The organism is Actinomyces urogenitalis (assembly GCF_002861525.1).
GTDB classification, from domain to species: Bacteria; Actinomycetota; Actinomycetes; order Actinomycetales; family Actinomycetaceae; genus Actinomyces; species Actinomyces urogenitalis.
Genome location: NZ_PKHA01000009.1, coordinates 81877 through 106499, shown reverse-complemented (window position 1 = coordinate 106499; position 24623 = coordinate 81877). Strand labels below are relative to the sequence as shown.

Genomic DNA, 24623 nt, shown 5'->3' with positions numbered 1-24623 from the left:
GGGGCTGCTGGCCCGGCGTCGTCGTGACGAGGCCTGATCGCGAGCGGTACTAGACCGACGCTGACCCGGTGGGGCCGGCGGAGAGATCCTCTCTCCGCCGGCCCCACCGGCGTTTGCCGGCTACCCACCGCCGTCGGCCCTCCTGCCACAGCCCGCGGGGAGAGTGCGCGATAGACTCCACCCGGTCGCAACTGGCGAGGGTGGGGTACCACCGGGGAGCGACCACGATCCACCGAAGGGGCGTCGCCCGCCTGGGCGCCCTACCGACCGATCGCACCAGGAGAGCGCATGGCTACGCCGTCGTCCGTCCCCACAGCCCAGGCTGTGCCCACCAAGCCCGTCCCCACCGAGGGACTGATCAACCCCGAGCAGGTCCCCGTACACCGGGCCCTCATCTCCGTCTACGACAAGACGGGCCTGACCGAGCTCGCCAGCGCCCTCGTGGAGGCCGGCGTCGAGATCGTCTCCACCGGCTCCACCGCCGCCACCATCGCCGGAGCCGGCCTGCCCGTCACGCCCGTCGAGCAGGTCACCGGCTTCCCGGAGTGCCTGGAGGGCCGCGTCAAGACCCTCCACCCCCGCGTTCACGCCGGCATCCTCGCCGACCGCCGCAAGCACGAGCACATGGCTCAGCTGAGCGACCTGGAGGTCACCCCCATCGACCTCGTCGTCGTCAACCTCTACCCCTTCACGGACACCGTCGCCTCCGGCGCTCCCTTCGACGCCTGCGTCGAGCAGATCGACATCGGCGGGCCCTCCATGATCCGCGCCGCCGCCAAGAACCACCCGGGCGTCGCTGTGCTCACCGACCCCGCCGAGTACGCCGAGGCCGCCCAGGCCGTCGCCGCCGGCGGCTTCACGCTCGCCCAGCGCCGGCGCCTGGCCGCCGCCGCCTACGCCCACACCGCCGCCTACGACGCGGCGGTGGCCACCTGGTTCGCCCAGCAGACCGAGGAGCCCGGCGACGCCACCACGCCGGCCGCACCCGCCCGCTACGTGGGCGTGGGCTACGAGCGCCTGGACACCCTGCGCTACGGCGAGAACCCCCACCAGGCCGCCGCCGTCTACCGCACCGTCGGCGAGCGCGGGGGAGTGGCCGGTGCCCGCCAGCTCCACGGCAAGGCCATGAGCTACAACAACTACACGGACACCGACGCCGCCGTGCGCGCCGCCTACGACCACGGTGACGCCGTCACCGTCGCCGTCATCAAGCACGCCAACCCCTGCGGCATCGCTGTCTCCGCCTCCGGGGACGTGGCCGAGGCCCACCGCCTGGCCCACGCCTGCGACCCCGTCTCCGCCTATGGCGGCGTCATCGCCACCAACGCCACCGTCACCGCCGAGATGGCACGCCAGGTCAAGCCCATCTTCACCGAGGTCGTCGCCGCCCCCGCCTTCGAGGACGAGGCCGTCGAGATCCTGTCCACCAAGAAGAACCTGCGCCTGCTCGTCGTCGAGCCTCCCACGCGCGAGGGCTACGAGATCAAGCAGGTCTCCGGCGGCGCCGTCATCCAGGAGCGGGACACCTACCAGGCCGGGGACACCGACCCCGCCAGCTGGGAGCTCGTGGCCGGCGAGGCCGCGGACGAGGAGACCCTGGCAGACCTGCGCTTCGCCTGGGAGACCATCCGCTCCGTGCGCTCCAACGCCATCCTGCTCGCCAAGGGCGGGGCCACTGTGGGAGTCGGCATGGGACAGGTCAACCGCGTGGACTCCTGCAAGCTCGCCGTCGAGCGCGCCAACACCCTGGGCCTGCGTGAGACCGGGGACGCCGCCGCGGACAAGCAGGAGAAGGGCGCCGTCGGCGGGGCGGACGCCTCCGAGATCCTGGACGCCGAGGCGCCCGAGCGCGCCCGCGGTGCCGTGGCCGCCTCCGACGCCTTCTTCCCCTTCGCTGACGGCCTCCAGGTGCTCATCGACGCCGGCGTCAAGGCCGTGGTCCAGCCCGGCGGGTCTATCCGCGACGAGGAGGTCATCGCCGCGGCCAAGGCCGCGGGCGTGACTATGTACCTCACCGGCAACCGGCACTTCGCCCACTGATCCGGGGCCCGGGGCGGCGCCGTCGGGCACGGGAAACTGCCCGGCGCGCCGCCGCCGGTCGCCGCGCACGCAGGCCGGATCGTTACCATGGCCTGCGTGAGTGACGGCCAGGGGCGTGAGCGGGCAGGCAAGAAGACCTGCCTGCGCCACAAGCGACCCGGCTGGGCTGAGCGCCACCACGAGCCCTACTCCACGCTCGCCGTGGTCGCCACGGCCCTGGCCACCCTGCTCGTGCCCCTCATCGCCATGCTCGGCTATAACCGCATCGCCGTCATCTGGCTGGGGCTGGAGGTGATCGTCCTCGCCATCGTGCGCATCATGCGGCCCGATGGCACATGGATCGCCGCCCGCTCGCGTGGCTTCGACGTCGCCTTCGGCGTCCTGCTGGGACTAGCGGTCCTGGCGCTGAGCTGGTACGCCACCCTTCCCGCCATCGTCTGAGCGCCTCCTGAGTGCCAGCTGCTGTTCACCGTGTGAGGCGGCGCACGACCTCATAGACTGCTGCTCACCACGCGAAACTCCTCGTCGTGATGAGCAGCCGGTATGCGATGCTGCCCCACAGGGCGCTTGTTTGCCGCCCGTTCCCATCCCCGTGACCGGAAGGCGCTCCATGTCGAGCACGCAGACTCCCGTAGCATCCACGTCTCCCTCCGCCTTGCGACGTTTCCTTGCCAAGGGCGGGATCCTCGTGTGGGTCATCGTCGCCATCATCCTGGCCCTGGTCCTGGGCTCGATCAAGGTGGGCGGTAACCCTCTGGTTCCCGAGGCGATCGGCCGCGTCTTCGCGACCTTCTCCGCCCTGTTCAGCCAGTTCCTCAACTTCGCTATCCCGCTGATCATCATCGGCCTGGTTACTCCCGCTATCGCGGACCTTGGGCGCGGGGCGGGCAAGTGGCTCGGGATCACCACGGCGATCGCCTACGGGTCTACCCTCTTCTCCGGCTTCCTCACCTACCTCATGTGCGCCACGGTCTTCCCCTCCCTGCTGGGAGGGCACTCCCTGGACGACGTTGAGGAGCCGGGAAGCGCGCTGACCACTTACTTCACCGTGGAGATGCCTGCGGCCGTGGGTGTCATGACGGCGCTGCTGCTCAGCTTCGTGATCGGCATCGGGATGTCCATGGTGCCGCGCGGTGTGCTGCGCAAGGGCTTCATCGAGTTCCGTGCCATCATCACCACGCTCATCGAGAAGATCATCATCCCGCTGCTGCCGCTGCACATCTTCGGCATCTTCTTGAACCTCACCTACACCGGTGAGGCCTGGGCGATCATGCGCACCTTGCTGCGCGTGGTGGTTGTGGTGCTCGTGCTGGAGGTCGTCATCCTCAGCGTGCAGTACGGCGTGGCTGGGGCGATCGGGCGCAAGAACCCGGTCAAGGCACTGGTCACCATGCTGCCGGCCTACCTCACGGCTCTGGGGACCTCGTCCTCGGCGGCGACCATTCCGGTCACGCTTGCCCAGACCAGGAAGAACGGCGTGTCTGACGCGGTGGCCTCCTTCACCGTGCCGCTGTGCGCCACGATCCACCTGGCCGGGTCCACCTCGAAGATCTTCGCCTTTGCCTTCGCCATCTGCCTGACCCAGGGGATCGACGTCTCCGTGACGCAGTGGGCCGGCTTCATCTTCATGCTCGGCATCACCATGGTGGCCGCGCCAGGTGTGCCCGGTGGTGCCATCATGGCGGCCACCGGACTGCTGTCCTCGATGCTCGGCTTTGATGACGCGCAGGTGGCGCTCATGATCGCCACCTACATCGCGCTGGACTCCTTCGGTACGGCGACCAACGTCACTGGTGACGGGGCGATCGCGATCGTCATCGACAAGATGGCGGGCGGTCAGATCGGTGCCGAGGGCGACCCGGAGAACACCCGGGAGCTGTCCTTCGACGGGGTTGCCTACCTCAACCGTGTAGCGGTGGAGGGCGTGGTCAGCCCCGAGGCGCTGGCGGCCTCCGCGCAGGCTAACGGCCAGGCCGACAAGTAGGTCAGCTAGGGCTGGCTTGGCCTCGGTTGAGGCTGTCTTTCTCGATACTGTCGCCGTCGACGCGCAGGGTGACCTGAGCGTCGGCGGCGACAGTGCGTCTGGGGTGGCCAGAGGGCCTGGGGCTCGGAGGTTAGGACACCGAGGTTGGGGCGAGGGCTGCAAACAACTGTGGAACACCTACGGAGAACTGGCTGATTTGGTGAGATAGCGGGGAAAGGTTGGCTTCGCCGTCGGGCTAGACGGGTGGGGAGTTGTTGGCGAGTTGTTTGAAAAACTCGTTGGGATGCTGGGAGCGCCCGGGCGGGGGCGTGAGCTCGCGTTGGCGAGGTGCAGGATCGATACTGTGGGCTCAGATCGCGCATGTCATGGGCGAGGACATACTGGAGACGTCAGCTCAGCGCGTCCTGTGTGACGTGGATGACGCCGCGGGCGAACGCTGAACCGCCCATCGTCCCTGACGCGCTCGGCCCCGGGGCCGTAGGCTTTTCCATGGGCAGCGCCCCGCGCGGCCCGCGTGACTGGGTCGTGCGCGCACGGCCTGGTCAGTCCAACCAGTCCTAGAAGGAGTCCTTCATGGCTAACGCCCCCGTCAACGTCACCGTCACCGGTGCCGCCGGCAACATCGGTTACGCGCTGCTGTTCCGCATCGCCTCCGGCGCCCTGCTCGGCCCGGACCAGCGCGTCAACCTGCGCCTGCTTGAGATCCCGCAGGCAGTCAAGGCCGCCGAGGGCACGGCCATGGAGCTGTTCGACTCCGCCTTCCCCACGCTCGGCTCTGTCGACATCTTCGACGACCCGAAGAAGGCCTTCGAGGGCGCCAACATCGCCTTCCTCGTTGGTTCGATGCCGCGTAAGGCCGGCATGGAGCGCTCGGACCTGCTGTCGGCCAACGGCGGCATCTTCGGCCCCCAGGGTGAGGCCATCAACGCCGGCGCCGCTGAGGACATCAAGGTCCTGGTCGTGGGCAACCCGGCCAACACCAACGCCCTCATCGCTGCCTCCCACGCCCCGGACGTGCCGGCCTCGCGCTTCACCGCCATGACCCGCCTGGACCACAACCGCGCCCTGGCCCAGCTGGCCGCCAAGACCGGTGCCCACGTCTCGGACCTGGACAAGGTCACCATCTGGGGTAACCACTCCTCCACGCAGTACCCGGACCTGACCCACGCCACCGTCAAGGGCCAGCCCGTTACCGAGCTGCTCGCGGACCGCGCCTGGGTCGAGGAGGACTTCATCCCCACCGTCGCCAAGCGTGGTGCGGCCATCATCGCCGCTCGCGGCGCCTCCTCGGCTGCCTCGGCTGCCTCGGCCGCGATCGACCACGTCCGTGACTGGTGCCTGGGCGTCAAGGACTACTCCTGGACCTCCGCCTCGGTCATGTCCGACGGCTCCTATGGTGTGCCCGAGGGCATCATCTCCTCCTTCCCGGCCGTCAGCGAGAACGGCGAGTGGAAGATCGTCCAGGGCCTGGAGATTGACGACTTCTCCCGCGCCAAGATCGACGCTTCGGCTGCTGAGCTCCTGGAGGAGAAGCACGCCGTGCAGGAGATGGGCCTCATCTGAGTCCCACTCCATGTGCTGTGAGCACGTGTGAGCCCGGGGTGCTGAGCTGAGCGCCCCTGGGCTGGCAACAGGTCCCGGCAGCTGCTGTATGCGGCTGCCGGGACCTGTGTTTTCGGGGGGGGGGAGGTTGCGTTGGGGGAGTTGGGCTGGGGGAACTGGGCTGGAGGAGTTGGATGGGGCTGGGTGCGGTCGAGCGTGCGTTGCGGGGATCGTGCGGTGGGAGAACCCTCGCGTCGGTTCAGGCCCTGAACAGTCGATCCCCATGCTGCGCGCCGTGTGATCGACGGTCCAGGGCCTGAAGCGACGGGGTGGGGCAGGTGCAGCGGCGCTGAGCAGCGGGCTAGAGTCGGTCTCATGGCCAGGCGAAGCTCTAAGCGTCCCTACAGCGGAGGGCATATCCCGCTGCGGATGGAGCGTTTGTCCTCGATGCCACGTACCCAGACCGGTCCTGGGGGAGCTGACTTCACCGTTCGTCACGTCTCGGGCGGTTCCAAGCCGTACACCTGCCCTGCCTGCAATCGCACCATCATCGTGGGGACGCCGCATGTGGTGGCCTGGTCCAACGAGTCACTCTTTGGGACCGACCGTGGGCTGGAAGAGCGCCGGCACTGGCACACCTCCTGCTGGGAACGCCATCTGTGGTGAGCGCTGCTCGGCCCAGGCGTTGGCGGTGGGCTTCGGCCGGTGGGGTTGTGGTGAGTGGTGCGCGGCTGGGTGATTGTGGCGTGCGTTGAGGGTTTGCGGCGTGCCTGTGGGGCTTGGGTGCTGGTGAATGCGGCGTGCTTTGGGGGATTGGTGTACGGGTTGGTGATTGTGGCGTGCGTGGGCGGTCGTCCTGGGCACGTCTGAATCGGGGAAGCACGTACTCGTGGGTGAAGGCACGCCGCAATCGGCGTTGGGCGGGGTGGCGGTGTGTTGGCGGCGGGCTTCGGGGCGGTCAGGGCAGGGGCTCGGGGGAGCGCTCCTCCCAGCCCGGCAGCAGCCGATCCAAGGCGAAACGCAGCGGCACGATGTCCCCGTCGCGGCCGCCCTCGCCGATCGTCATCGGGGCAGGTTCAGCCACCGGCTTGGCACCCATGAGCTTCTCGCGCAGTGACAGGCGCATCGACAGCACGTAGAAGCGCCCATCGGTATCGATGCCGACCGTCTGGTCAGCACGCAGGTACCAGCCACTGAGCTCGGTGCGCGCGCTGCCACCGCCATAACCCTGCACGCGCAGCGGCTGCGGCGCGAGCCCCTCCGCGCGGGCGACCTGCAGAAAAAGGGCGATGATGCGCCCGGCGCGCTCATGCTCAGCCGCCTGGCGGGCCTGGAGCAGCCGGGCACGCTCTGCTGCAGCCTCACGACGGCGTGCGGCCCAGTCCTCGCTGGAGTCGTCAGGGCTCTGGGGCGTGGGGGAGTCAGCGGTCATGGCCTCAGCGTAGAGGGTGACGGCGCGGTCTCGGCCTCGGCCAGCGCACGACGGCGTCCGGCGTGGCGCACACTGGTGCCATGACGACCTCCCCGGACCTTGCCCTCGCCGTCGACCCGGCCTCCGCCGAGCCGGTTTTCGCCCAGATCTGCCACGATCTACGCCGTCAGGTGGAGGAGGGGAGCCTGGCAGCCGGCACCCGCCTGCCGTCCACGCGCGCCCTGGCCAACCAGCTGGGGCTAGCCGTCAACACGGTGGCCAAGGCCTACCGGACCCTGGAGGCCGAGGGCGTGATCGAGGGACGCGGACGCCTGGGTACCTTTGTCCGCGACCAGTCGGGCTCCCAGGCGCAGCAAGCGGCCTCCGCCTTCGTGACCCAGATGCGTGCTCTGGGAGTCAGCCAGGAAGAGGCCGCTGAACTGCTTCGGCGCGTCTGGACGGCCTGAGGGCCTCAGACCTCGGTTGGCTCAGGCCTCGGTCGCGTCCTGCGAGGTCGCCTCCTTCGAAGCAGGCTCCTCGGCCTGCTCGGTGCGCAGGCTCTCAACGGACACCGGCTCGGTGGTCTGCTCGCCCTCGCCCGGAGCGGCAGCCAGGTCCGCCTCCGTGGGGGCGGGTGCCGGTGTGCGCGCCTCCCCGGCCGAGGCTGCGGAGGCGGCAGAGGCCGACTCGGCAGGGTGCAGGGCCTGGTTGATGACGTCGGAGAAGACCGGCACCTGCGGCACCGCGTTGCCCAGGACCCCGCGCATCTCCTCCAGGTAGCTGGCCACCGAGTCGCGCTGGCGCTCGAGCTCCTCGACCTGACGTTCGGCGGCAGACAGGCGCGCCTCGCCGTCGGCGCGTGCGGACTCCAGCATCTGAGCCGCCTGCGCACGAGCGGCCTGCAGGATCTGCTCTGACTGGCGCTCAGCCTCGGCCTGGCGGTCGCGGGCCTCAGCGTCGGTCCGCACACGCACGGCCTCGGCGCGCTCAATCGCCTCCTGGAGGCGAGCCTCAGCCTCCTCAGCCTGCTGCTGAGCCTGCTCGTTCATGACGCGGATGCGCTCGGCCGCAGCCTTGTGCGCGTCGGAGTCCTCCTGGGCAGCGGCCTCGTGCTGGGCCGCGATCTCCAGGCTGGTCTGCTGGCGCAGCTCGGTGGCCTCCGCACGCGCGGCCTCGGCCTCGGCAGTGGCCGCGCGGCGCAGCGTCGTGGTCTCCTCCTTGGCCTCGCGGCGCAGGGCCTCAGCCTCCGCGCGAGCCTTGTCCAGCAGCGTGGAGGCCTCAGCCGCCGTGGTAGAGCGAAGCTTCTCGGCCTCCTCGGTGCTCGTGGCACGCAGCTCATCGGCCTCAGCCGTGGCGGCGCGGCGGGTCTCAGCGGCCTCGCGCTCGGCGGAGATCTGCAGCTCGGTGGCCTCCTTCTTCGCCTGGGCGACGACGAGCTGGGCCTCACGCTCGGCGCTGTCACGCACGGTGGTGGCCTCAGCCTGCGCCTTGGCGGTGACCTGGTCAGCCTTGCGCTGGGCGGAGGCGACCATCTCCTCGGCCCGGGCCGTGGCGTTGGCCAGCGTCGTGGAGGACTCCGCCTCGGCCTGAGAGCGCAGCTCGGCAGCGTCGCGGCGGGCGTCGGACAGGAGCGTGGCGGACTCGGTGGAAGCCTGCTCGCTCACGCGCTTGGCGTTGGTGCGCGTGCGGGCCAGGAGGGTCTCGGCCTCGGCGTTGGCCTTGGACAGGACCGTGGCCGACTGCTCCTCGGCACTGCGCAGCAGCTGCTCGATCCGCGACCCGAGGCCCGCGTAGGAGGGGGTGTCCGTCTCGCGCAGGCGGCGCTGGGCATCGGCAAGCTCGCCGGCCAACGTCATCGTGCGCTGGTCCAGGCTCTCGACCTCGCGGCGGGCGTCAGCGAGCTGACGCCGCAGGGTCTCGATCCGCTGGTCAACCTGGGCGCGGTCGTAACCGCGCATCGTGATCGTGAAGGCCTCGGTCCCGTCAGTCACGTCTGTGTCCTCTCTCCTGACGGCCGCGCGCCGTCTGCGAGGACAGGGTATCGGGGACGGGCGTCGTTGTGCTGTTTCGGTGCCAACTGGCGTGGCCGGGCTTGCCGGCGGCGCTCTGCCGGAGCCGGCCGACGCCGTCGGGACGAGCGGCCTGGAGGTGAAGGACGGGCCGGAGCGGGACTGTGAGTCGTTCCGCTCAGGGCGCAGGATCCTGTGATCTTGCCCGTCATTGCTGCGCCAAGGTCGCTCGCGTGGGATTCTGGATTGTCCGAAGTGCCCAGGTGGACCCGGGAGCACGCCTCCTGTGCGGCCACCCAGCCTCGCCCCAGCCGCCCTCGCGGCGGGTGCGTCGGGCCCCTGTCCGTTAAAGCAAGGAGACCGCGTCGTGAACCGACGTATCGTGAGTGCGATCGCCGCTGCCGCAGGACTGGTCGTCATCGCCCTGGCCGTGTGCTCCGCCACCGTGTGGCGTCCGAGCTCGACCGCCGAGGCGACCCTGCCAGCCACCACCGACCAGCCCTACGTCCTGGTCGAGCCCGGCGTCCTGGGACTGGTCAACTCTGACGTCACCGTCACCGCGACCTCGCAGGGCCAGGACGTCACCCTGGCCGTGGGCTACTCTGCTGACGCCCACGCCTGGCTCGCTGACGACCCGTACCTCTCAGTGACCGGTCTGAAGGACTGGAAGACCCTGGCCACCACCGAGGTCACCGAGCGCTGCGAGGCAGACCCGACGGCGACGGCGAGCGCCAGCGCCACGGACGCGGCTTCCTCAACCGCCACCGAGGAGGCCAGCGAGGCTGCCTCTGCCGCGCCGAGGGAGGCCGCCACCGCTTCTGCGGGCTGCACGGCGCTGACCAGCTCGGGCGCTGACCCGGCGGGCGCGGATGTGTGGCAGACCTCGGTCACCGAGGCGGACACCGCGACCATGGACCTGGACGCCACGGACTCCGACCTCGTGGTCCTGGCCGCCACGGACGGCAGCGCCGCCGCGCCGACGCTCACCCTGACCTGGTCCCGCTCGGTGTCCACGCCCTGGCTGATCCCGGGCCTGGTCATCGGCGGCATCCTCATCCTGCTGGGCGTCTTCGGCCTGCTGCTGGACATCCAGATGCGTCACGCCGACGAGCAGCGCCGTCAGCGCGCCGCCGAGCGCGCCGCCCGCCTGGCCACGGCAGACTCGACCGCCACCATGGGCATCCCGGCCGTCAACGACCCCAACCGCCCGCTCACCCGCCGCGAGGTGCGGGACAAGGAGCGCGCTGAGGCCGCCGGCGAGGAGTGGATCGACCCGCGCACCGGCATCGTCTACGTCGACGGCGTGGCCGCCCCGGCCGTCCCCCAGGCTGACGAGACTGCGGGCTCCTCGCAGTCGGCTGACGCCCAGGAGCCCGGCCTGGAGGCCGGCTTGGAGGCGAGGACGGAGACTGAGCTGCCTGCCGAGCCCGTGACGGACGAGGAGGCCCTGGAGGCCGCCGGCGCGCCGCGAGGCTCCGCCGTCGTCCCGAGCCTGGACGAGGAGACGGTGCGCGCCCTGCGCGCCGGCCGCGAGCTGGAGACTACCGAGGCACTGAGCCTGGCTGACGAGGCCCCGGCTGAGTCCCTCCAGGACACCGAGGCGAGCGAGTCTGCTGAGCCTGAGGCCACGCCGGAGGGTGAGGAGGCTGAGGAAGCCGACGACGCCGAGGCGCCGCAGTCCGCCGCGCACGAGGGCGCCGGCCAGGACACCGCCGTTATCGACCCTGTGGACCCGGCCGCAGAGGGTGAGGAGAACGCCTGATGACTACCCGCCGCCACTTCCTTCTCGGCGCCGCGGCCACCGCCGCTGCCGCCACGCTTGCCGCCTGCTCGCAGGACGTGCCTGCGACGCCGTCGGTCATCACGAGTGCCACCCCGCGCCCGGTCCTGGACGCCGATCGCCTCACGGCGATCCTGGAGCGCATTGATCAGGGGCTGTCCTCGGCGGACTCCGCCAAGAACCGCGAGGCCCTGGCCGGCTATCTCACCGGACCGGCCGCCCGTGTCCGCGCGGCCGAGTACGCCGTCGCCCAGGCCGCGGGGGACGACTCCCTCATCCACGCCTTCTCCACCACCAGCCAGGCCGGCGCGGTGGGGCTGACCGCTGGCTTCCCGCGGGCGGCCCTGACCATCACTGAGCCCGTCTCAGACACCGAGCCGCCCTACCTGCTCGTCCTGTCTCAGGACACGGCCCGTGACAGCTTCGAGCTGTGGTCCTGGGCGCGTCTGTTCGCCGGCGTCGAGGTGCCGGCCACCTCCACCGCCTCGGTGGGCTCGGAGCAGGTCGACGCCGACTCCACGGGGCTCGTGGCGACCCCGCAGGAGGTCCTGGCCGCCTATATCGAGCTCCTCAACAACCCGGAGGGGGACAACTCCCTGGGCTTTGCTGACGACTCCCTGCGCCAGCGCGTGGCTTCCGAGCGCGGCGTCGACCTGTCCGGCATGGGCACGGTCTCCGTGACCGCCACCGCCGGCCAGGACGGTTTCAAGGGGCTGCGCACCACCGAGGGCGGGGCGCTGGTGGCCACGACCCTGTCCTTCGCCACCACCTACACCAAGACCGTGGCTGGCTCAACGCTCAACGTCGGCGGGAACGTCGGCAAGCTTTTGGGCGGTGACACTGAGGTGCGTGGTACCGTGACCGCCTCCTACGACGTCATGATCGCCTTCTCGATCCCCTCGGCTGAGGCTGGGGGATCGGCGGTGGTGCTGGGTGCGGACCTCGTGCTCGCCTCGGCCTCGCGCGACGACGCCGCCGCGCCCCAGGAGTCTGAGTAAGGATGCTCGCCCGGCGGCAGTGCCTGACCGGGATGAGCGTGTGGCCACAGGACCAGGAAGAAAGAAGAACGTCAGATGAGCATGTTCGGAGCCGTTGACCTGTCCTCCCTCGCACCGCGCCAGGGCGCCGGTGCTGGGGGCGGCGCGGCGGGAGGCCCGGGCGGTGCGGCGGGTGCTGCAGGCGCCGGCGGCCCGCAGGCCGGGGCTGCCGGCGGCGAGGGACCGGTTCTGCCGGCCCCGCTCGTGGTCGATATTGACGCCACGAACCTGCGTGACGTTGCTGAGGTCTCCACGCAGGTGCCGGTGGTCGTGGTTCTCCACACCCCGCGCTCGCAGGCCTCCACCGAGTTGGCGTGCCTGCTGGAGAAGCTGGCCACCGAGTACGGCGGCCGCTTCGAGCTGGCGAGGGTCGACGTCGACGCCGCCCCTGAGGTGGCGCAGGCCCTCCAGGCCACGGCCGTGCCCACGGCGATCGCCCTGCTGGCTGGCCAGCCCATGCCGTTGTTCCAGGGCGCCATGCCCGAGGACCAGCTGCGCGGGTTGCTTGACCAGCTCCTGCAGGTGGCTGCGGCCAACGGCGTGACCGGGCGCATCGCCGTCGACGGTGCGCCCGAGGCTGAGCCGGCCGAGCCGGAGGAGACCGAGGTGGAGCGCGAGGCCCGCGAGGCGATTGAGCGGGGTGACTTTGACGCCGCGATCGAGGTTTACGACCACGCCATCGCCCAGAACCCCGGCGACGATCAGCTCAAGGTTGCGCGTGACCAGATCCGGATGCTCGCGCGGATGGACGGCAAGGACCCCAACGCGCTGCTGGCTGCTGCTGACGCCGACGGTGCCGACGTCGAGGCGCAGCTGGCCGGTGCCGACGCCGCGCTGGCGCTGGGGGACGTCAACGGTGCCCTGGGGCGCGCCCTGGATGCCGTGCGTTCCCACAGCGGGCAGGAGCGGGAGACGGCGCGTGTGCGGCTGCTCCAGCTCTTCGACGTCATCGGGCAGCAGACCCCTGAGGTTGCCCGGGCGCGCCGCCAGCTGGCCACGCTGCTGTTCTGAGGCCTGTGCTCTGGCCTGACACCTGAGTTCTAGTCTGACCTGGGATCTGAACCGACCCTTCATGTGAGAGACCGGCACCTACAAGCTCTGTAGGTGCCGGTCTCTCACATGAAGGGTCGGTCTAGAGGCGATCTAGACGCGGCCAGTGGATCAGGCGATCGGCTCCGGGGTCAGCTTCCACACCTCGCGGGCGTAGTCGCTGATCGTGCGGTCGGAGGAGAAGCGGCCCGAGCGGGTGATGTTGATCCAGGCCTTGCGCTGCCAGGCGCGCTGGTCGGCGTAGTCGGCCGCCATACGGTCCTTGGCCTCGCGGTAGGCCGCGAAGTCGCCGAGCACGTAGTAGACGTCGGCCGGCTCGTGGCTGGGCTCGAGCAGGCTGCGGCGCAGGTCGGCGAACCAGCCCGAGCCGTTGTCGTGGAGCGTGCCGTCGGTCAGGGCGTCCAGGACGCGCTTGAGGCCGGGGACCGTCTGGTAGGTGGCTACCGGGTCGTAGCTGGCGCGCAGGGTGGGCAGCTCGTCGTCGGTGGCGCCGAAGATGTAGGCGTTGTCCTCACCCACGGCGTCCAGGATCTCGACGTTCGCCCCGTCCAGCGTGCCCAGCGTCAGCGCCCCGTTCATCATGAACTTCATGTTCGAGGTACCCGAGGCCTCCTTACCGGCCATCGAGATCTGCTCGGAGACGTCGGCGGCCGGGATGATGTGCTCAGCCGGGGAGACGTTGTAGTTGTGGATGAAGACGACCTTGATCGTCTGGGAGACCACGGGGTCGTTGTTGACGAGCTCAGCGATGGCGTTGATGAGCTTGATGATGGCCTTGGCCCGGATGTAGCCGGGGGCGGCCTTGGCGCCGAAGATGAAGACGCGCTTGGGCACCTCCAGCGTCGGGTCCTCCTTCATCCGGAAGTACAGGTCCAGGATGTACAGGGCGTTGAGGAGCTGGCGCTTGTACTCGTGCAGGCGCTTGATCTGGACGTCGAAGACGGCGTCAGGGTCGATCTCCACGCCCTCGCGAGCGGCCACCCAGGCAGCGAAGTCCACCTTGTTGGCGTGCTTGACCTGCGCCAAGCGGTCCAGGACGGTCTCGTCTGCGGCGTCGGTGTACTGAGCCAGGATGGACAGGTCCCGCACCCACTCGTCCGAGCCGGTGACCTCGTCCAGCAGGGCGGACAGACGCGGGTTGCACTGGCGCAGCCAGCGGCGCGGGGTCACGCCATTGGTCTTGTTGTTGAAGCGCTCGGGCCAGATCGCGTGCCACTGCTTGAGGGTGTCACGCTTGATGATCTCGGTGTGCAGCGCGGCCACGCCGTTGATGGAGTAGGAGGCGTAGCAGGCGATCCAGGCCATGTGGACCATGCCGCCGTGGACCGGGGACATGTAGTCGATGGTGCCCTCGTCCACGCCGCGCTCGGCCAGATCCAGGCGGAAGCGACGGTCGATCTCGTAGATGATCTCCAGCACGCGCGGGAACAGGCGCTCGAAGATGGAGATCTCCCAGGTCTCCAGGGCCTCGGCCAGCACGGTGTGGTTGGTGTAGGCGAAGGTCTTGGTGACCTCGGCCCAGGCGTCGTCCCAGCCCAGGCCGTGCTCGTCCATGAGGATGCGCATGAGCTCGGGGATGGCGAGCACCGGGTGGGTGTCATTGAGCTGGATGGCGTTGTAGTCGGAGAATCCGCGCAGGTCCTCACCGTGGTGGGTCACGTAGTTCTCGACGATCTCCTGCAGGGAGGCGGAGCAGAAGAAGTACTGCTGGCGCACGCGCAGGAGCTTGCCCTCGTAGGTGGTGTCATTGGGGTAGAGGACGCGGGAGATGTCCGCGGTCCGCTCGCGCTCGACGATCGCGTCGGTAAAGCGCTGGGAGTTGAAGGCGTCGTAGTCGAACTCCTCCATGCTCTCGGCCTTCCACAGGCGCAGGGTGCCCACGTTCTTCGTGCCGTAGCCGGTGATCGGCATGTCGTAGGGGATGGCGCGCACGGTCAGGTCGTTGTAACGGACGATGCGCTGAGCCTCCTCACGACGGATGACGAAGGGGTAGCCCTCCTCCATCCAGGCGTCGGGGTGCTCGGTCTGGAAGCCGTCAGAGAAGAGCTGCTTGAACAGGCCGTAGCGGTAGAGGATGCCGTAGCCGGCCACCGGCAGGTCCAGGGTGGCGCAGGAGTCAAGGAAGCAGGCAGCCAGGCGGCCCAGGCCTCCGTTGCCCAGTGCTGCATCAGGCTCCTGCTCCAGGACGTCGCTGAGGTTACGGCCGAAGGAGTCCACGGCCTTGGCGGCCTCGTCAACGAGCCCGAGGTTGGTCAGGTTGTTGAGCAGGGCGCGTCCCATGAGAAACTCGGCGGAGAAGTAGTGCTCCATGCGGCCGGCCCGGTAGCGCTGCTCGGTGGCGTACCAGTTGTCCGCGATGGCATCGACGACGGCGGCCGACAGCCCCTGCCAGACCTCCATCTCCGTGGAGGCGCCAGCGGGGTGCCCGGAAACCGCCCGCACCTGAGAGGGCACGGTGGAGGCCAGGTTCTGCGTCATTGTCTATCCCTTGTCCATACGACGGATGAACGTTGCTGAAACTGCTTGCAGCAACGTGTACAGCCTACCTGCTGTGGCTGAAATCTGCCTGGGCACAAAGCCTGGCCGACGGCGAAACTCCACCGGACGGCGTCGGCGCCAGCTCCTCCTGACGGCGAGTGTGCAGGTGCGTGGGTGAGGGGCCTGACCAACCTGCTAGCTCGCGTAGGAGTAGGACAGCGCGAAGCTGGGCTGGCCCGAGGAATCCATGGTCATCGTGCCGGTGACGGTGAAACGCAGGTTGATCCTGGGTGGGTTGGGGTTGGCGTCTGTCGCGATCTCCTGGACCTCGATCACCGCCTCGTCCGTGGTGAAGCGGGAGCCCGAGGTCGAGACGATCTTGGTGGGGGTCTGCGTGGTCTTGAGCCAGTACAGGCTCGTGCTACGGACCTCGGTGGGGCAGGAGGCGGTGAGGTTCGCGGCGTCCTTGACTGAGCCACAGGTGTTGACGAAGTCGACCGCCGCCGCCAGCGCCTGGGACTCATACCTGCTGACGTCAAGGGTCTGGGAGGATCCGGCGTCCGTGGAGGTCAGGGAATCACCGCTGGTGGAGCCGTTGGAGCCGTCAGACGAGCTGGATCCGCCGGAGCCGGAGTCCAGCCCCAGCTCGTGGTCTGCGTCGATGAGATGGCGTCTGGCTGCGCTGCTGCCTGGACAGGGATCGTGTCCTCGATGCCCGCGTTGCTGAGCGTGAGGGAGTAGAGGGCCGGATAGACGAAGTAGGTCAACGTGCTGTTGGTATCGAGGTAGCTTGAGCCGCCACTGAAGACGTAGTAGTCGATCCCTCCCGTGGCAATACTCATCTGGCTGACCATGGGGGTGCGGATCTCCCAGTGATCGAGGATCCCCAGGGTCTTGCCTGTGCGCACCACCTCGAAGTCGAAGCGGTAGGAGGCCCCGTCCAGGCTGTAGCCGACGCTGACCACGGCCTGCGCGCCGTCGGGGGCCTGCGAGGTCCAGACCCGGTCGATCGTGATGCGGGAGTCGGCGTTGAGAAGGTAGCTGTCGCGCAGGTAGGTCAGGTCTACGTCCCCAGAGTCCATGAGGGGAATCATGTCGGTGGCATCATCTGCCCGGCCATCAGCGATCGCCTCGACGTAGTCACGGACAAGGGCCTCGGCGGTGTGCTGGGACTTGGCCCACCACAGCCCTCCGCCAGCCAGGATGAGGATGAGGAGGAGGGCGCCGAGCGCGATCGCGACGATGGTGCCCGAACTCGGGCGGGAGGACGGGCGAGCCTGACCGGGTTGGCCCGGGTACATGGGTTCGGCGGGCTGTCCGGGTTGGCCCGGCTGCCCTGGTTGACCCGGCTGCCCGGGCTGGAACGGGGCACCTGACTGCGCAGGCTGGCCTGGCATCCCTCCCTGTCCCGGAGCCCCCGGGAAGCTGGACGGTCTTGCGGGACCTGGCGCCTGCGCCGTCGAGCCTGGGGCCGTGGCGGCCGACGGCGTGAAAGCGGGGGGCTGACGAGGCTGAGCTGAGCGGCTGGAGCCGGGCCGGAGCGCCTGCTGGTCCAGGAGCGGTCGGTGCGGTCGCGGCGTTGTGTGAGCTCAGAGGAAACGGTGCCGCCTGAGACGGAGTGGCGCCGGGGGAGGCCTGGCTGCCTGATGCTGCTGATGGCTATGGGGGCTGTGTCATCTCGGCACGATCTTTCGCGTCAGTCGTGACTGTGCAGGTGGTGGGAAGGGATGGAAGCTGGGGAGGAGGCCGAGTGGACGGAGGAGAGGAGGGGGTGGGGGGAGGACGGGGAGAGAACAGGAAGAGGGCGGGGACGGGGGAGAGGAGCGAGAAGACCTGGCGGGGGCGGTGGGTCGGGGCAGACCGGTCGGGGCCGGGAGACGTGCTCCCGGCCCCGAGTATCGGTCTTAGTCCCTGCTAGGACGCAGGAAGATCGCCCCCATCGGGGGAACGCGCAGGCGCACCGAGGCCGGTCGGCCGTTCCACGGCAGCTCCTCAGCCTCGACGTGCCCGAGGTTGCCCACGCCTGAGCCGCCGTAGTCCACGGCGTCGGTGTTGATGACCTCGTCCCAGCCTCCGGCGAAGGGCAGCCCCACGCGGTAACCCTCGTGCGGGGTGCCGGCGAAGTTGACGATCGCCACCACCAGGTCCGCCCGGCCATCCGGGCCGACCCCCTTGCGCAGGTAGGACAGGACGTTGTGGTCCCCGTCCCCGGCCTCGATCCACTCAAAGCCGCGGTGGGAGAAGTCATCCGCCCACAGTGCGGGTGAGTCCTGGTAGAAGGCGTTGAGATCACGCACCAGGTGGAGCAGGCCCTGGTGGCCCGGATCATCCAGGATCCACCAGTCCAGCGAGTTCTCCGCGTTCCACTCCGCACCCTGACCGAACTCCTGGCCCATGAAGAGCAGCTGCTTGCCCGGGTGAGACCACTGGTAGGCGTACAGGGCCCGCAGACCGGCCAGCTCCTGCCAGGGATCACCCGGCATCTTCGACAGCAGCGAGCCCTTGCCATGGACGACCTCGTCGTGGCTGAGCGGCAGGACGAACTGCTCGGAGAAGGCGTAGACCAGGGAGAAGGTCAGCTCTCCGTGGTGGTAGCGCCGGTTGATCGGCTCCTCCGCCAGGTAGCGCAGGGTGTCATTCATCCACCCCATGTTCCACTTCAGCCCGAAGCCCAGGCCCCCGTACTCGGTGGGTGCGGTCACGCCCGGCCATGCGGTGGACTCCTCGGCGATCATGACGATCCCCGGGTTCTTGCGGTAGGCGGTGGCGGTGGCCTCCTGCAGGAAGCTGATGGCCTCCAGGTTCTCCCGGCCACCGAACTGGTTGGGGTGCCACTGGCCTTCCTTGCGGGAGTAGTCCAGGTAGAGCATCGAGGCCACCGCGTCCACGCGTAGGCCGTCAATGTGGAACTCCTGCAGCCAGTACAGCGCGTTGGCCACGAGGAAGTTGCGCACCTCGTTGCGCCCGAAGTTGAAGATGTAGGTGCCCCAGTCCGGGTGCTCCCCGCGCTGGGGGTCCGGGTCTTCGTACAGGGCCGTGCCGTCAAAGCGAGCCAGCGCCCACTCGTCCTTGGGGAAGTGGGCGGGCACCCAGTCCAGGATGACGCCGATGCCGGCTTGGTGGAGCCGGTCCACGAGGTACCGGAAGTCGTCAGGGGTGCCGAATCGCGCCGTCGGAGCGTAGTAACCGGTCACCTGGTAGCCCCAGGAGCCACCGAAGGGGTGCTCAGCCACCGGCATGAACTCCACGTGGGTGAAGCCGGCCTCCTTGACATAGGGCACAAGCTCGTCCGCCAGTCCCCGGTATCCCAGCCCCTGGCGCCAGGAGCCGATGTGCACCTCGTAGATGCTCATCGGGCCGGCGTGGGGATCGGCCTGGCTGCGCTGGTCCATCCACTCCTGGTCCTGCCAGGAGTGGAAGAGGTCCGTGACCACCGAGGCGGTGGCCGGAGGCACCTCGGTGGCTCGCGCCATCGGGTCAGCCTTCTGGTGCCACGAGCCGTCGGCGAAGCACAGCTCGTACTTGTAGCGGGCACCTACCCCCACGCCCGGGATGAACAGCTCCCACACGCCGGAGGAGCCGAGCGAGCGCATCGCGCTGGCCGTGCCGTCCCAGTAGTTGAAGTCGCCGACCACGCGCACGGCCCGGGCATTGGGGGCCCACACCGCGAAGGCGGTTCCCTCCACCTCGCCCATGGGACCGTTGTAGTGCTTGACGTGGGCGCCCAGCACCTCCCACAGCTCCTCGTGACGACCCTCGGAGATGAGATAGGTGTCCATCTCACCCAGCGTCGGCAGGAAGCGGTAGGGGTCATCCACCCGTGTGGTCTCCTCGCCGTAGGTCACGTCGAGGCGGTAGTCCGGGACCGTGTCCCCGGGCAGGACGGCAACCCACACGCCCTCCTGCTCGTGACGGGCCGGGTAGGTGCCGTCCTGGGTGACCACGGCGACGGCGTCGGCCAGGTGGCGCACGGTGCGCACCGTGACGCCGTCCTCGCCCACGTGGGCGCCCAGCACCCCGTGAGGGTTGTGGTAACGGGCGTAGGCCACGTCTGACAGGACCCAGGACTCGACGGGAACAGGCTGCACCCCGGCGGCGTCGGGGCCGGTCGGCAGGTCAGCAGCGTGGGAGGGCGTGACGTCGTTCATACCTCCACTCTCCCACGGGCAGAGTCCTTGGCGGGGGATTTTGTACCGATGATCTGTCTGATCCCAGCTAGCGGGATCGTCAGCCAGTCCGGACGGTTACGAGCCTCGTAGACGGCCTCGTACAGCGCCTTGTCCAGCTCCAGGGCCGCCAGCAGCACGTCGGCCCGGTGGCGGGCCGCGGCCGTGCCCGCCGGGCGCACCTGGCGGTAGCCGGCAGTAAAGGCCTCACGCACCGCCTCCAGCCACCGCGGGTCGCGAGCCTGGCCGACGGCGGCGGCGTAGTCGAAGGAGCGCAGCATCCCGGCCACGTCCCGCAGCGGCTGGTCAGGCCGACGTCGGTCAGCCAACGGACGCAACGGCTCGCCCTCGAAGTCCAGGACGTACCAGCGCCCCGGGTCCTGGTCCTCGTGCAGGGTCTGGCCCAGGTGGTAGTCGCCGTGCACGCGCGTGGCCATCTCCAGGCGGTCCAGTGCTGCGACGGCGTCCAGGACCTGGGCGACGTGGTCGGCTAGGCCCGGCAGCCGCTCCTGGAGGGAGGGAACCTCGGCCAGCGCCCAGTGGGCGCGCTGGGCCAGGCCCCGGCGCAGCTCAGCGGGGCTTGCCGGCTCGCTCACGCCCAAGGAGGCGGCCAGGTACGAGTGCATCTGCGCGGTCGTGGCGCCCAGGTCCCGAGCCAGCCCAGTGGCGAGCAGACGGCGTGACCCGCCTTCACCGTCGTCGCTTCCTGCCAGGGAGCAGAAGAGCTCGAAACCGTCCGTGGCCTGGGGGACGAAGGTGGTGGCCACGGCGCCGTCGGCGGTCGCGGCCTGGCCGTCCTGCCCGGTGCCGGGCAGCTCCAGGACGGACCAGGCCACCGGCGTGCGTACCCGGTCCCAGCCGCTGCGGGCCAGCGCCACCGAGACCTCGACGTCGGGGTTGCGTCCGGGGGCGAGCACGCGGAAGAGCTTGACGATGAGGTCGCCGGTGGCCAGGTCCTCGGGCGGGACAGCGGCCGGATCTCGCCCAGGGCCGGCCGTGGGCGCGGGCAGGATGACGCTCGTGTTCGACTGCTCCCCGGTGGTCACGTGCAGGCGCTCGGCGCGCTGGATGATCGCGGTGGCCGCCTGCTCGCTCAGCGTGGAGCCGGCGGCGATCGCAGCGGCGGCCCAGGCCTGCCAGAAGGCGGGGTGGTGGGGAGCGTCCACGATCGCGCTCGTGCCGTCCGCCAGGACGAAACCTGCCGCCTGGGCGTCCTCCTTGGGACCGGTCAGGCCGGGCAGCGCGTCGGCGTCCTCCGCCACGAGCGGGACGTGAAGGAGGACGTCCTCCACGCCGGTGGCTCCATCGGTTCCGGCGGCTGCGTCGCCTGTGGCACCTGTGGCGGCCTCGCCCTGGGAGGGGCGAGGCAGGGCCAGGACCAGGTCATGGACGCCGGGGGCCAGCTCGGCGTCGACCACCACGCGCGTGGTCGAGGCCTGCGGGGCCGGGCCGGACTTGAGCGGGAACCAGCGGCGCGTGGACGCCCAGGAGAGCAACTCGGGCAGGATCTGGGCGGTTCCCGGCCAGGGGCGCGGGCTCATCGCAAGGGCTCCACGTGCAGCACGTGGGCGGCTCGGCCGGCGTAGGGATCCAGCCGCACGTAGTTGACGGCTCCCCAGGCGAAGACCTCGCCGGTCAGCTCGTCGGTCACTCGCAGGCCACAGTCCGGCGGCAGGCCGAGCTGTGCCATATCGAGGTAGACCTGGCCCTCGCGCGCGTGGTGGGGGTCAAGGTTGACCACCGTGAGGACCACGTCATCGCGCCCGGTGGGTGAGTGAGCGGCCTCCACCCGCTTGGAGTAGGCGATGAGGGCGTCATCGCTGGTGCCGTGGAACCACACGTCCCGCAGCTGGCGCAGGGCCGGGTGGGCGGCGCGGGCGGCGTTGAGCCGGGTGAGCAGGTCCTCGATGCCGTTGGCCCGGGCCGCCGCGAAGTCGCGGGGCTTGAGTTCGTACTTCTCGTTGTCGATCTGCTCCTCGTAGCCCGGGCGCGGGGTGGACTCGGCCAGCTCGTAGCCGGAGTAGATGCCCCAGGTGGGGGACAGCGTGGCGGCGAGTACGGCCCGCAGCTTGAAGGCTGGCACCTTCCCGTTGGTCATGAAGGGAGTGAGGATGTCGTGCGTGGTGGGCCAGAAGGCCGGGCGCAGGACATGGGCGGTGTCCTGGGAGAGCTCGACCATGTACTCGGTCAGCTCCTCCTTGGTGTTGCGCCAGGCGAAGTAGGTGTAGCTCTGGTGGAAGCCGATCTTGCCCAGCGTGCGCATCATCGCCGGGCGGGTGAAGGCCTCGGCCAGGAAGAGCACCTCGGGGTGGGCGGCGTGGACCTCGCGCAGCAGCCGCTGCCAGAAGCTGAGCGGTTTGGTGTGGGGGTTGTCCACACGGAAGATCGTCACTCCGTGCTCGATCCAGGTCTCCACCACCTCGCGGATGGCCTGGTAGATGCCCTCCGGGTCGTTGTCAAAGTTGAGGGGGTAGATGTCCTGGTACTTCTTGGGAGGGTTCTCGGCGTAGGCGATCGAGCCGTCAGCGAGCACCGTGAACCACTCCGGGTGCTCGGTGACCCACGGGTGGTCGGGGGAGCACTGCAGGGCCAGGTCCAGGGCGACCTCCATGCCCAGCTCGTGCGAGCGCGCTACCAGGGCGTCAAAGTCCTCGAAGGTGCCCAGCTCGGGGTGGATGGCGTCGTGGCCGCCATCGGGTGAGCCGATGCCGTAGGGCGACCCCGGGTCACCCTCGCGGGCGGTCAGGGTGTTGTTACGACCCTTGCGGTTGGTCACGCCAATCGGGGAGATGGGCGTGAGGTAGAGGACGTCGAAGCCCATGGCGGCGATACGGTCCAGGCCCTTGATCGCCGTGCGCAAGGTGCCGGACGTCCAGTGCCCGTGCTCGTCCACGCGCGCGCCCAGCGAGCGCGGGAAGATCTCGTACCACGAGCCGGTCAGGGCACGGGGACGGTCCACCTGGAGGGGGTAGGTGGGTGACGGTGAGACGTAGTCACGCAGGGGCAGACGCTCCAGGGCCTCGGTGACCTCCGGGGCGATGCCGGCGCCTAGGCGCTCGTGGGTGGGACGGGCCTGGTCGCGCAGGGTGGCGGCGGCCAAGGTCAGGCGAGCGACGTCGTCGGCGGGGCGGCCGGGGACCTCGGCGGCGCGGGTGAGGACGCGAGCGCCCTCCTCCAGCATGAGGGCAACATCGATACCGGCCGGGACCTTGATCTCGGCATCGTGACGCCAGGTGGCATAGGGGTCAGACCAGCCCTCCACGCGCAGGCCCCAGTCTCCGGGCTCGTCCGCGGCCAGGCGGCCCTCGTAGCGGTCCAGGCCCGGGGCGATGTCCGCCATGCGCACGCTGGGGCCCTCGGTACCGTCGGGACGGATGAGGACCGCGGTGGCTCCGAAGCGGTCGTGGCCCTCGCGGAAGACCGTGGCACGTACAGGGAAGACCTCGCCGACCACTGCCTTGGACGGCCAGCGCCCGTCCTCGACCACGGGGAAGACCTCAGTAACCGGGATGCGCCCGATGAGGGAGAAAGGCGCCGGTTCCGGGGTTGGTACGGCGCAGGCCGGGGCGGTGGGAGCTGCCTGCCCCGCTGCGGCGGACGCGGCCGAGGGGCGCGGGCGAGCGCCGTGGCTGGTGGAAACGGACCGGGGCTTGGAACTGGTGTTGCGCGTCACAGGCACAAGGCTACCCGACGGTGCGCGCCCGCAGGTTCAGTATCACGACCCCGGGCGATCTGTTCGGGCAGGCCGGGGATCACCGCCGAATCAGCGACCCGATGACGTCATTCCAAGGGGGAGCGCTGGGCTGCTGCGGTGGCGTAGGCAAAACGCCCGGGATCGTGACAGCAGTCAGTAGTCCATGTGCATCGCGGTGCGCACGGCGTCCAGGGTCTGGCTCGCCACCGCGCGGGCGCGCTCGTTGCCGGTGTGGAGCACCTGCAGCAGGTAGTCCTCATTCGCCGCCAGCTCGGCCCGACGCGCACGGATAGGAGCGAAGAACTCGTTGACCGCCTCGGTGGTGACCTTCTTCAGGGTGCCGGCGCCGCCGTCACCGATGCGCTCGGCGATCTCCTCGGGCGTGCCCGCGCCGCACAGAGAGGCCAGCGTCAGCAGGTTGGCCACCTCCGGGCGGCCGACCGGGTCGTAGGTGATGACGCGCTCAGAATCCGTCTTGGCCTTCTTCAGCGCCTTGGCGGTCTCGTCCGCGCTCATGCGCAGCTCGATGGTGTTGTGGCGCGACTTGCTCATCTTCTCCCCGTCCAGACCCAGCAGCAGCGGGGCCTCAGACAGCAGGGCCTCGGGGCGGCGGAAGACCGGGTGCTCCTTGACCGCGCGCCCGTAGCGCTTGTCAAAGCGCTGGGCGATCAGACGTGCCTGCTCCAGGTGGGGGAGCTGGTCCTTGCCCACGGGAACGAGGTTGGCCTGGCAGAAGAGGATGTCCGCCGCCTGGTGAACGGGGTAGGTGAGCATGAGGCCGGTCATCGCCCGGCCGTCAGTAGCCTCCAGCTCAGACTTGACGGTGGGGTTGCGGTGCAGCTCGGACTCGGTGACCAGGGAGAGGAAAGGCAGCATGAGCTGGTTCTCCTCGGGCACTGCCGAGTGCGCAAAGATCGTGGAACGCTCGGGGTCTACGCCCACGGCCAGGGAGTCCGCCACCAGGGACAGGACGCGCTCGCGGATAGGACCCACGCCGTCGCGGTCCGTGATGACCTGGTAGTCGGCCACGAGGATCCAGGTATCCACACCGCGGTCCTGGATCTTGGCCCAGGAGTGCATGGTGCCGAAGTAGTGCCCCAGGTGCATGTTGCCGGTGGGGCGCACGCCGGTGAGCATGCGGTAGCGGCCGGGGTTGACGTCCAGGTCCGCCTCGATCTCGGTGCTGCGAGCCATGGAACGGGCGAGGGAGGCGCCAGAGGTGGCGCCGGCAAGCGCCTCCTCGGCCTTGGTGGGGGCGGTGGGCTCCGGAGTCTGCGTCATGGCGCCATCCTAGGCGAGGGCCCACCGGCTTCGAGCCGAGGGTCCCACGCTAGGGCTGATAGCGCACCGGCGCTGTGGGCCGTCAACGTGTCCTTTCCTGAGCCGCGCCATGATGGCGGCGTGGCTGGGTGATGGCTGCGTACCTGGGTGA

Annotated in this window: 18 protein-coding genes and 1 riboswitch; of the genes, 9 read left to right on the top strand and 9 right to left on the bottom strand. The window is 69.6% G+C overall.

From position 1 onward, the window contains the following. Positions 1 to 177: 177 nt before the first annotated feature. Positions 178 to 264: riboswitch (ZMP/ZTP riboswitch) on the top strand. Positions 265 to 288: 24 nt separating this feature from the next. From purH to CYJ26_RS08665, 5 genes are all read left to right on the top strand, one after another. Next, positions 289 to 2040: a bifunctional phosphoribosylaminoimidazolecarboxamide formyltransferase/IMP cyclohydrolase gene (gene purH / locus CYJ26_RS08685; RefSeq protein WP_101638278.1), complete on the top strand. Its 1752-nt coding sequence runs from the start codon at positions 289 to 291 to the stop codon at positions 2038 to 2040. 87 nt (positions 2041 to 2127) lie between these two features. Beyond that, positions 2128 to 2481: a DUF3017 domain-containing protein gene (locus CYJ26_RS08680; protein ID WP_082144820.1), complete on the top strand. Its 354-nt coding sequence runs from the start codon at positions 2128 to 2130 to the stop codon at positions 2479 to 2481. A 214-nt stretch (positions 2482 to 2695) separates the two neighbouring features. Next, positions 2696 to 4024, top strand: coding sequence for a dicarboxylate/amino acid:cation symporter (locus CYJ26_RS08675; protein ID WP_006549211.1), 1329 nt, complete (start codon positions 2696 to 2698; stop codon positions 4022 to 4024). Between the two features lie 573 nt (positions 4025 to 4597). After that, on the top strand, positions 4598 to 5587 hold the full coding sequence (locus CYJ26_RS08670) for a malate dehydrogenase (protein ID WP_006549212.1): 990 nt from the start codon (positions 4598 to 4600) through the stop codon (positions 5585 to 5587). A gap of 354 nt (positions 5588 to 5941) precedes the next feature. After that, positions 5942 to 6232, top strand: a complete 291-nt coding sequence (locus CYJ26_RS08665) for a hypothetical protein (protein ID WP_101638277.1) — start codon at positions 5942 to 5944, stop codon at positions 6230 to 6232. Positions 6233 to 6524: 292 nt separating this feature from the next. Here the strand turns inward: CYJ26_RS08665 and CYJ26_RS08660 are convergent, their stop codons facing one another. After that, on the bottom strand, positions 6525 to 6998 hold the full coding sequence (locus CYJ26_RS08660) for a hypothetical protein (protein WP_006549214.1): 474 nt from the start codon (positions 6996 to 6998) through the stop codon (positions 6525 to 6527). A gap of 80 nt (positions 6999 to 7078) precedes the next feature. Here CYJ26_RS08660 and CYJ26_RS08655 point away from each other — a divergent pair, with 80 nt between their 5' ends. Further along, positions 7079 to 7444, top strand: a complete 366-nt coding sequence (locus CYJ26_RS08655; protein WP_006549215.1) for a GntR family transcriptional regulator — start codon at positions 7079 to 7081, stop codon at positions 7442 to 7444. Positions 7445 to 7465: 21 nt separating this feature from the next. Here CYJ26_RS08655 and CYJ26_RS08650 read toward each other — a convergent pair whose 3' ends face one another. Then, a complete protein-coding gene (locus CYJ26_RS08650; RefSeq protein ID WP_101638276.1) occupies positions 7466 to 8968 on the bottom strand; it encodes a coiled-coil domain-containing protein in 1503 nt (500 codons plus the stop codon). Positions 8969 to 9353: 385 nt separating this feature from the next. On the opposite strand from CYJ26_RS08650, the gene CYJ26_RS10750 reads away from it, so the two are divergent. From CYJ26_RS10750 to CYJ26_RS08635, 3 genes are all read left to right on the top strand, one after another. Next, positions 9354 to 10748: a hypothetical protein gene (locus tag CYJ26_RS10750; protein WP_101638275.1), complete on the top strand. Its 1395-nt coding sequence runs from the start codon at positions 9354 to 9356 to the stop codon at positions 10746 to 10748. Continuing rightward, positions 10748 to 11764, top strand: coding sequence for a DUF8094 domain-containing protein (locus tag CYJ26_RS08640; RefSeq protein ID WP_180950877.1), 1017 nt, complete (start codon positions 10748 to 10750; stop codon positions 11762 to 11764). Before CYJ26_RS10750 ends, CYJ26_RS08640 begins: the two co-directional genes overlap by 1 nt. Positions 11765 to 11839: 75 nt before the next feature. Beyond that, on the top strand, positions 11840 to 12814 hold the full coding sequence (locus CYJ26_RS08635; protein WP_101638273.1) for a tetratricopeptide repeat protein: 975 nt from the start codon (positions 11840 to 11842) through the stop codon (positions 12812 to 12814). A gap of 150 nt (positions 12815 to 12964) precedes the next feature. Here the strand turns inward: CYJ26_RS08635 and CYJ26_RS08630 are convergent, their stop codons facing one another. The 7 genes from CYJ26_RS08630 to trpS all read right to left on the bottom strand — a co-directional run bounded on the left by CYJ26_RS08630 (position 12965) and on the right by trpS (position 24472). Then, positions 12965 to 15331 (bottom strand): glycogen/starch/alpha-glucan phosphorylase, encoded by a 2367-nt coding sequence (locus tag CYJ26_RS08630; protein ID WP_006549221.1) that lies wholly within the window; start codon positions 15329 to 15331, stop codon positions 12965 to 12967. A 195-nt stretch (positions 15332 to 15526) separates the two neighbouring features. Then, entirely contained in the window at positions 15527 to 15667 is a 141-nt protein-coding gene (locus CYJ26_RS10745; protein WP_006549222.1) for a hypothetical protein, read from the bottom strand. 233 nt (positions 15668 to 15900) lie between these two features. Continuing rightward, the gene (locus CYJ26_RS08625; protein ID WP_006549223.1) at positions 15901 to 16632 is read right to left on the bottom strand and encodes a hypothetical protein; all 732 of its coding nucleotides are present in this window, start codon (positions 16630 to 16632) and stop codon (positions 15901 to 15903) included. Between the two features lie 603 nt (positions 16633 to 17235). Then, positions 17236 to 19479 (bottom strand): 1,4-alpha-glucan branching protein GlgB, encoded by a 2244-nt coding sequence (glgB, locus tag CYJ26_RS08620; RefSeq protein ID WP_006549224.1) that lies wholly within the window; start codon positions 19477 to 19479, stop codon positions 17236 to 17238. After that, positions 19476 to 21038: a phosphotransferase gene (locus tag CYJ26_RS08615; protein ID WP_006549225.1), complete on the bottom strand. Its 1563-nt coding sequence runs from the start codon at positions 21036 to 21038 to the stop codon at positions 19476 to 19478. The genes glgB and CYJ26_RS08615 overlap by 4 nt, the downstream gene beginning before the upstream one ends. Next, a complete protein-coding gene (locus tag CYJ26_RS08610) occupies positions 21035 to 23017 on the bottom strand; it encodes an alpha-1,4-glucan--maltose-1-phosphate maltosyltransferase (RefSeq protein WP_231550214.1) in 1983 nt (660 codons plus the stop codon). Before CYJ26_RS08610 ends, CYJ26_RS08615 begins: the two co-directional genes overlap by 4 nt. A gap of 327 nt (positions 23018 to 23344) precedes the next feature. Continuing rightward, positions 23345 to 24472: a tryptophan--tRNA ligase gene (trpS, locus tag CYJ26_RS08605; protein ID WP_006549227.1), complete on the bottom strand. Its 1128-nt coding sequence runs from the start codon at positions 24470 to 24472 to the stop codon at positions 23345 to 23347. Between the last annotated feature and the right edge of the window lie 151 nt (positions 24473 to 24623).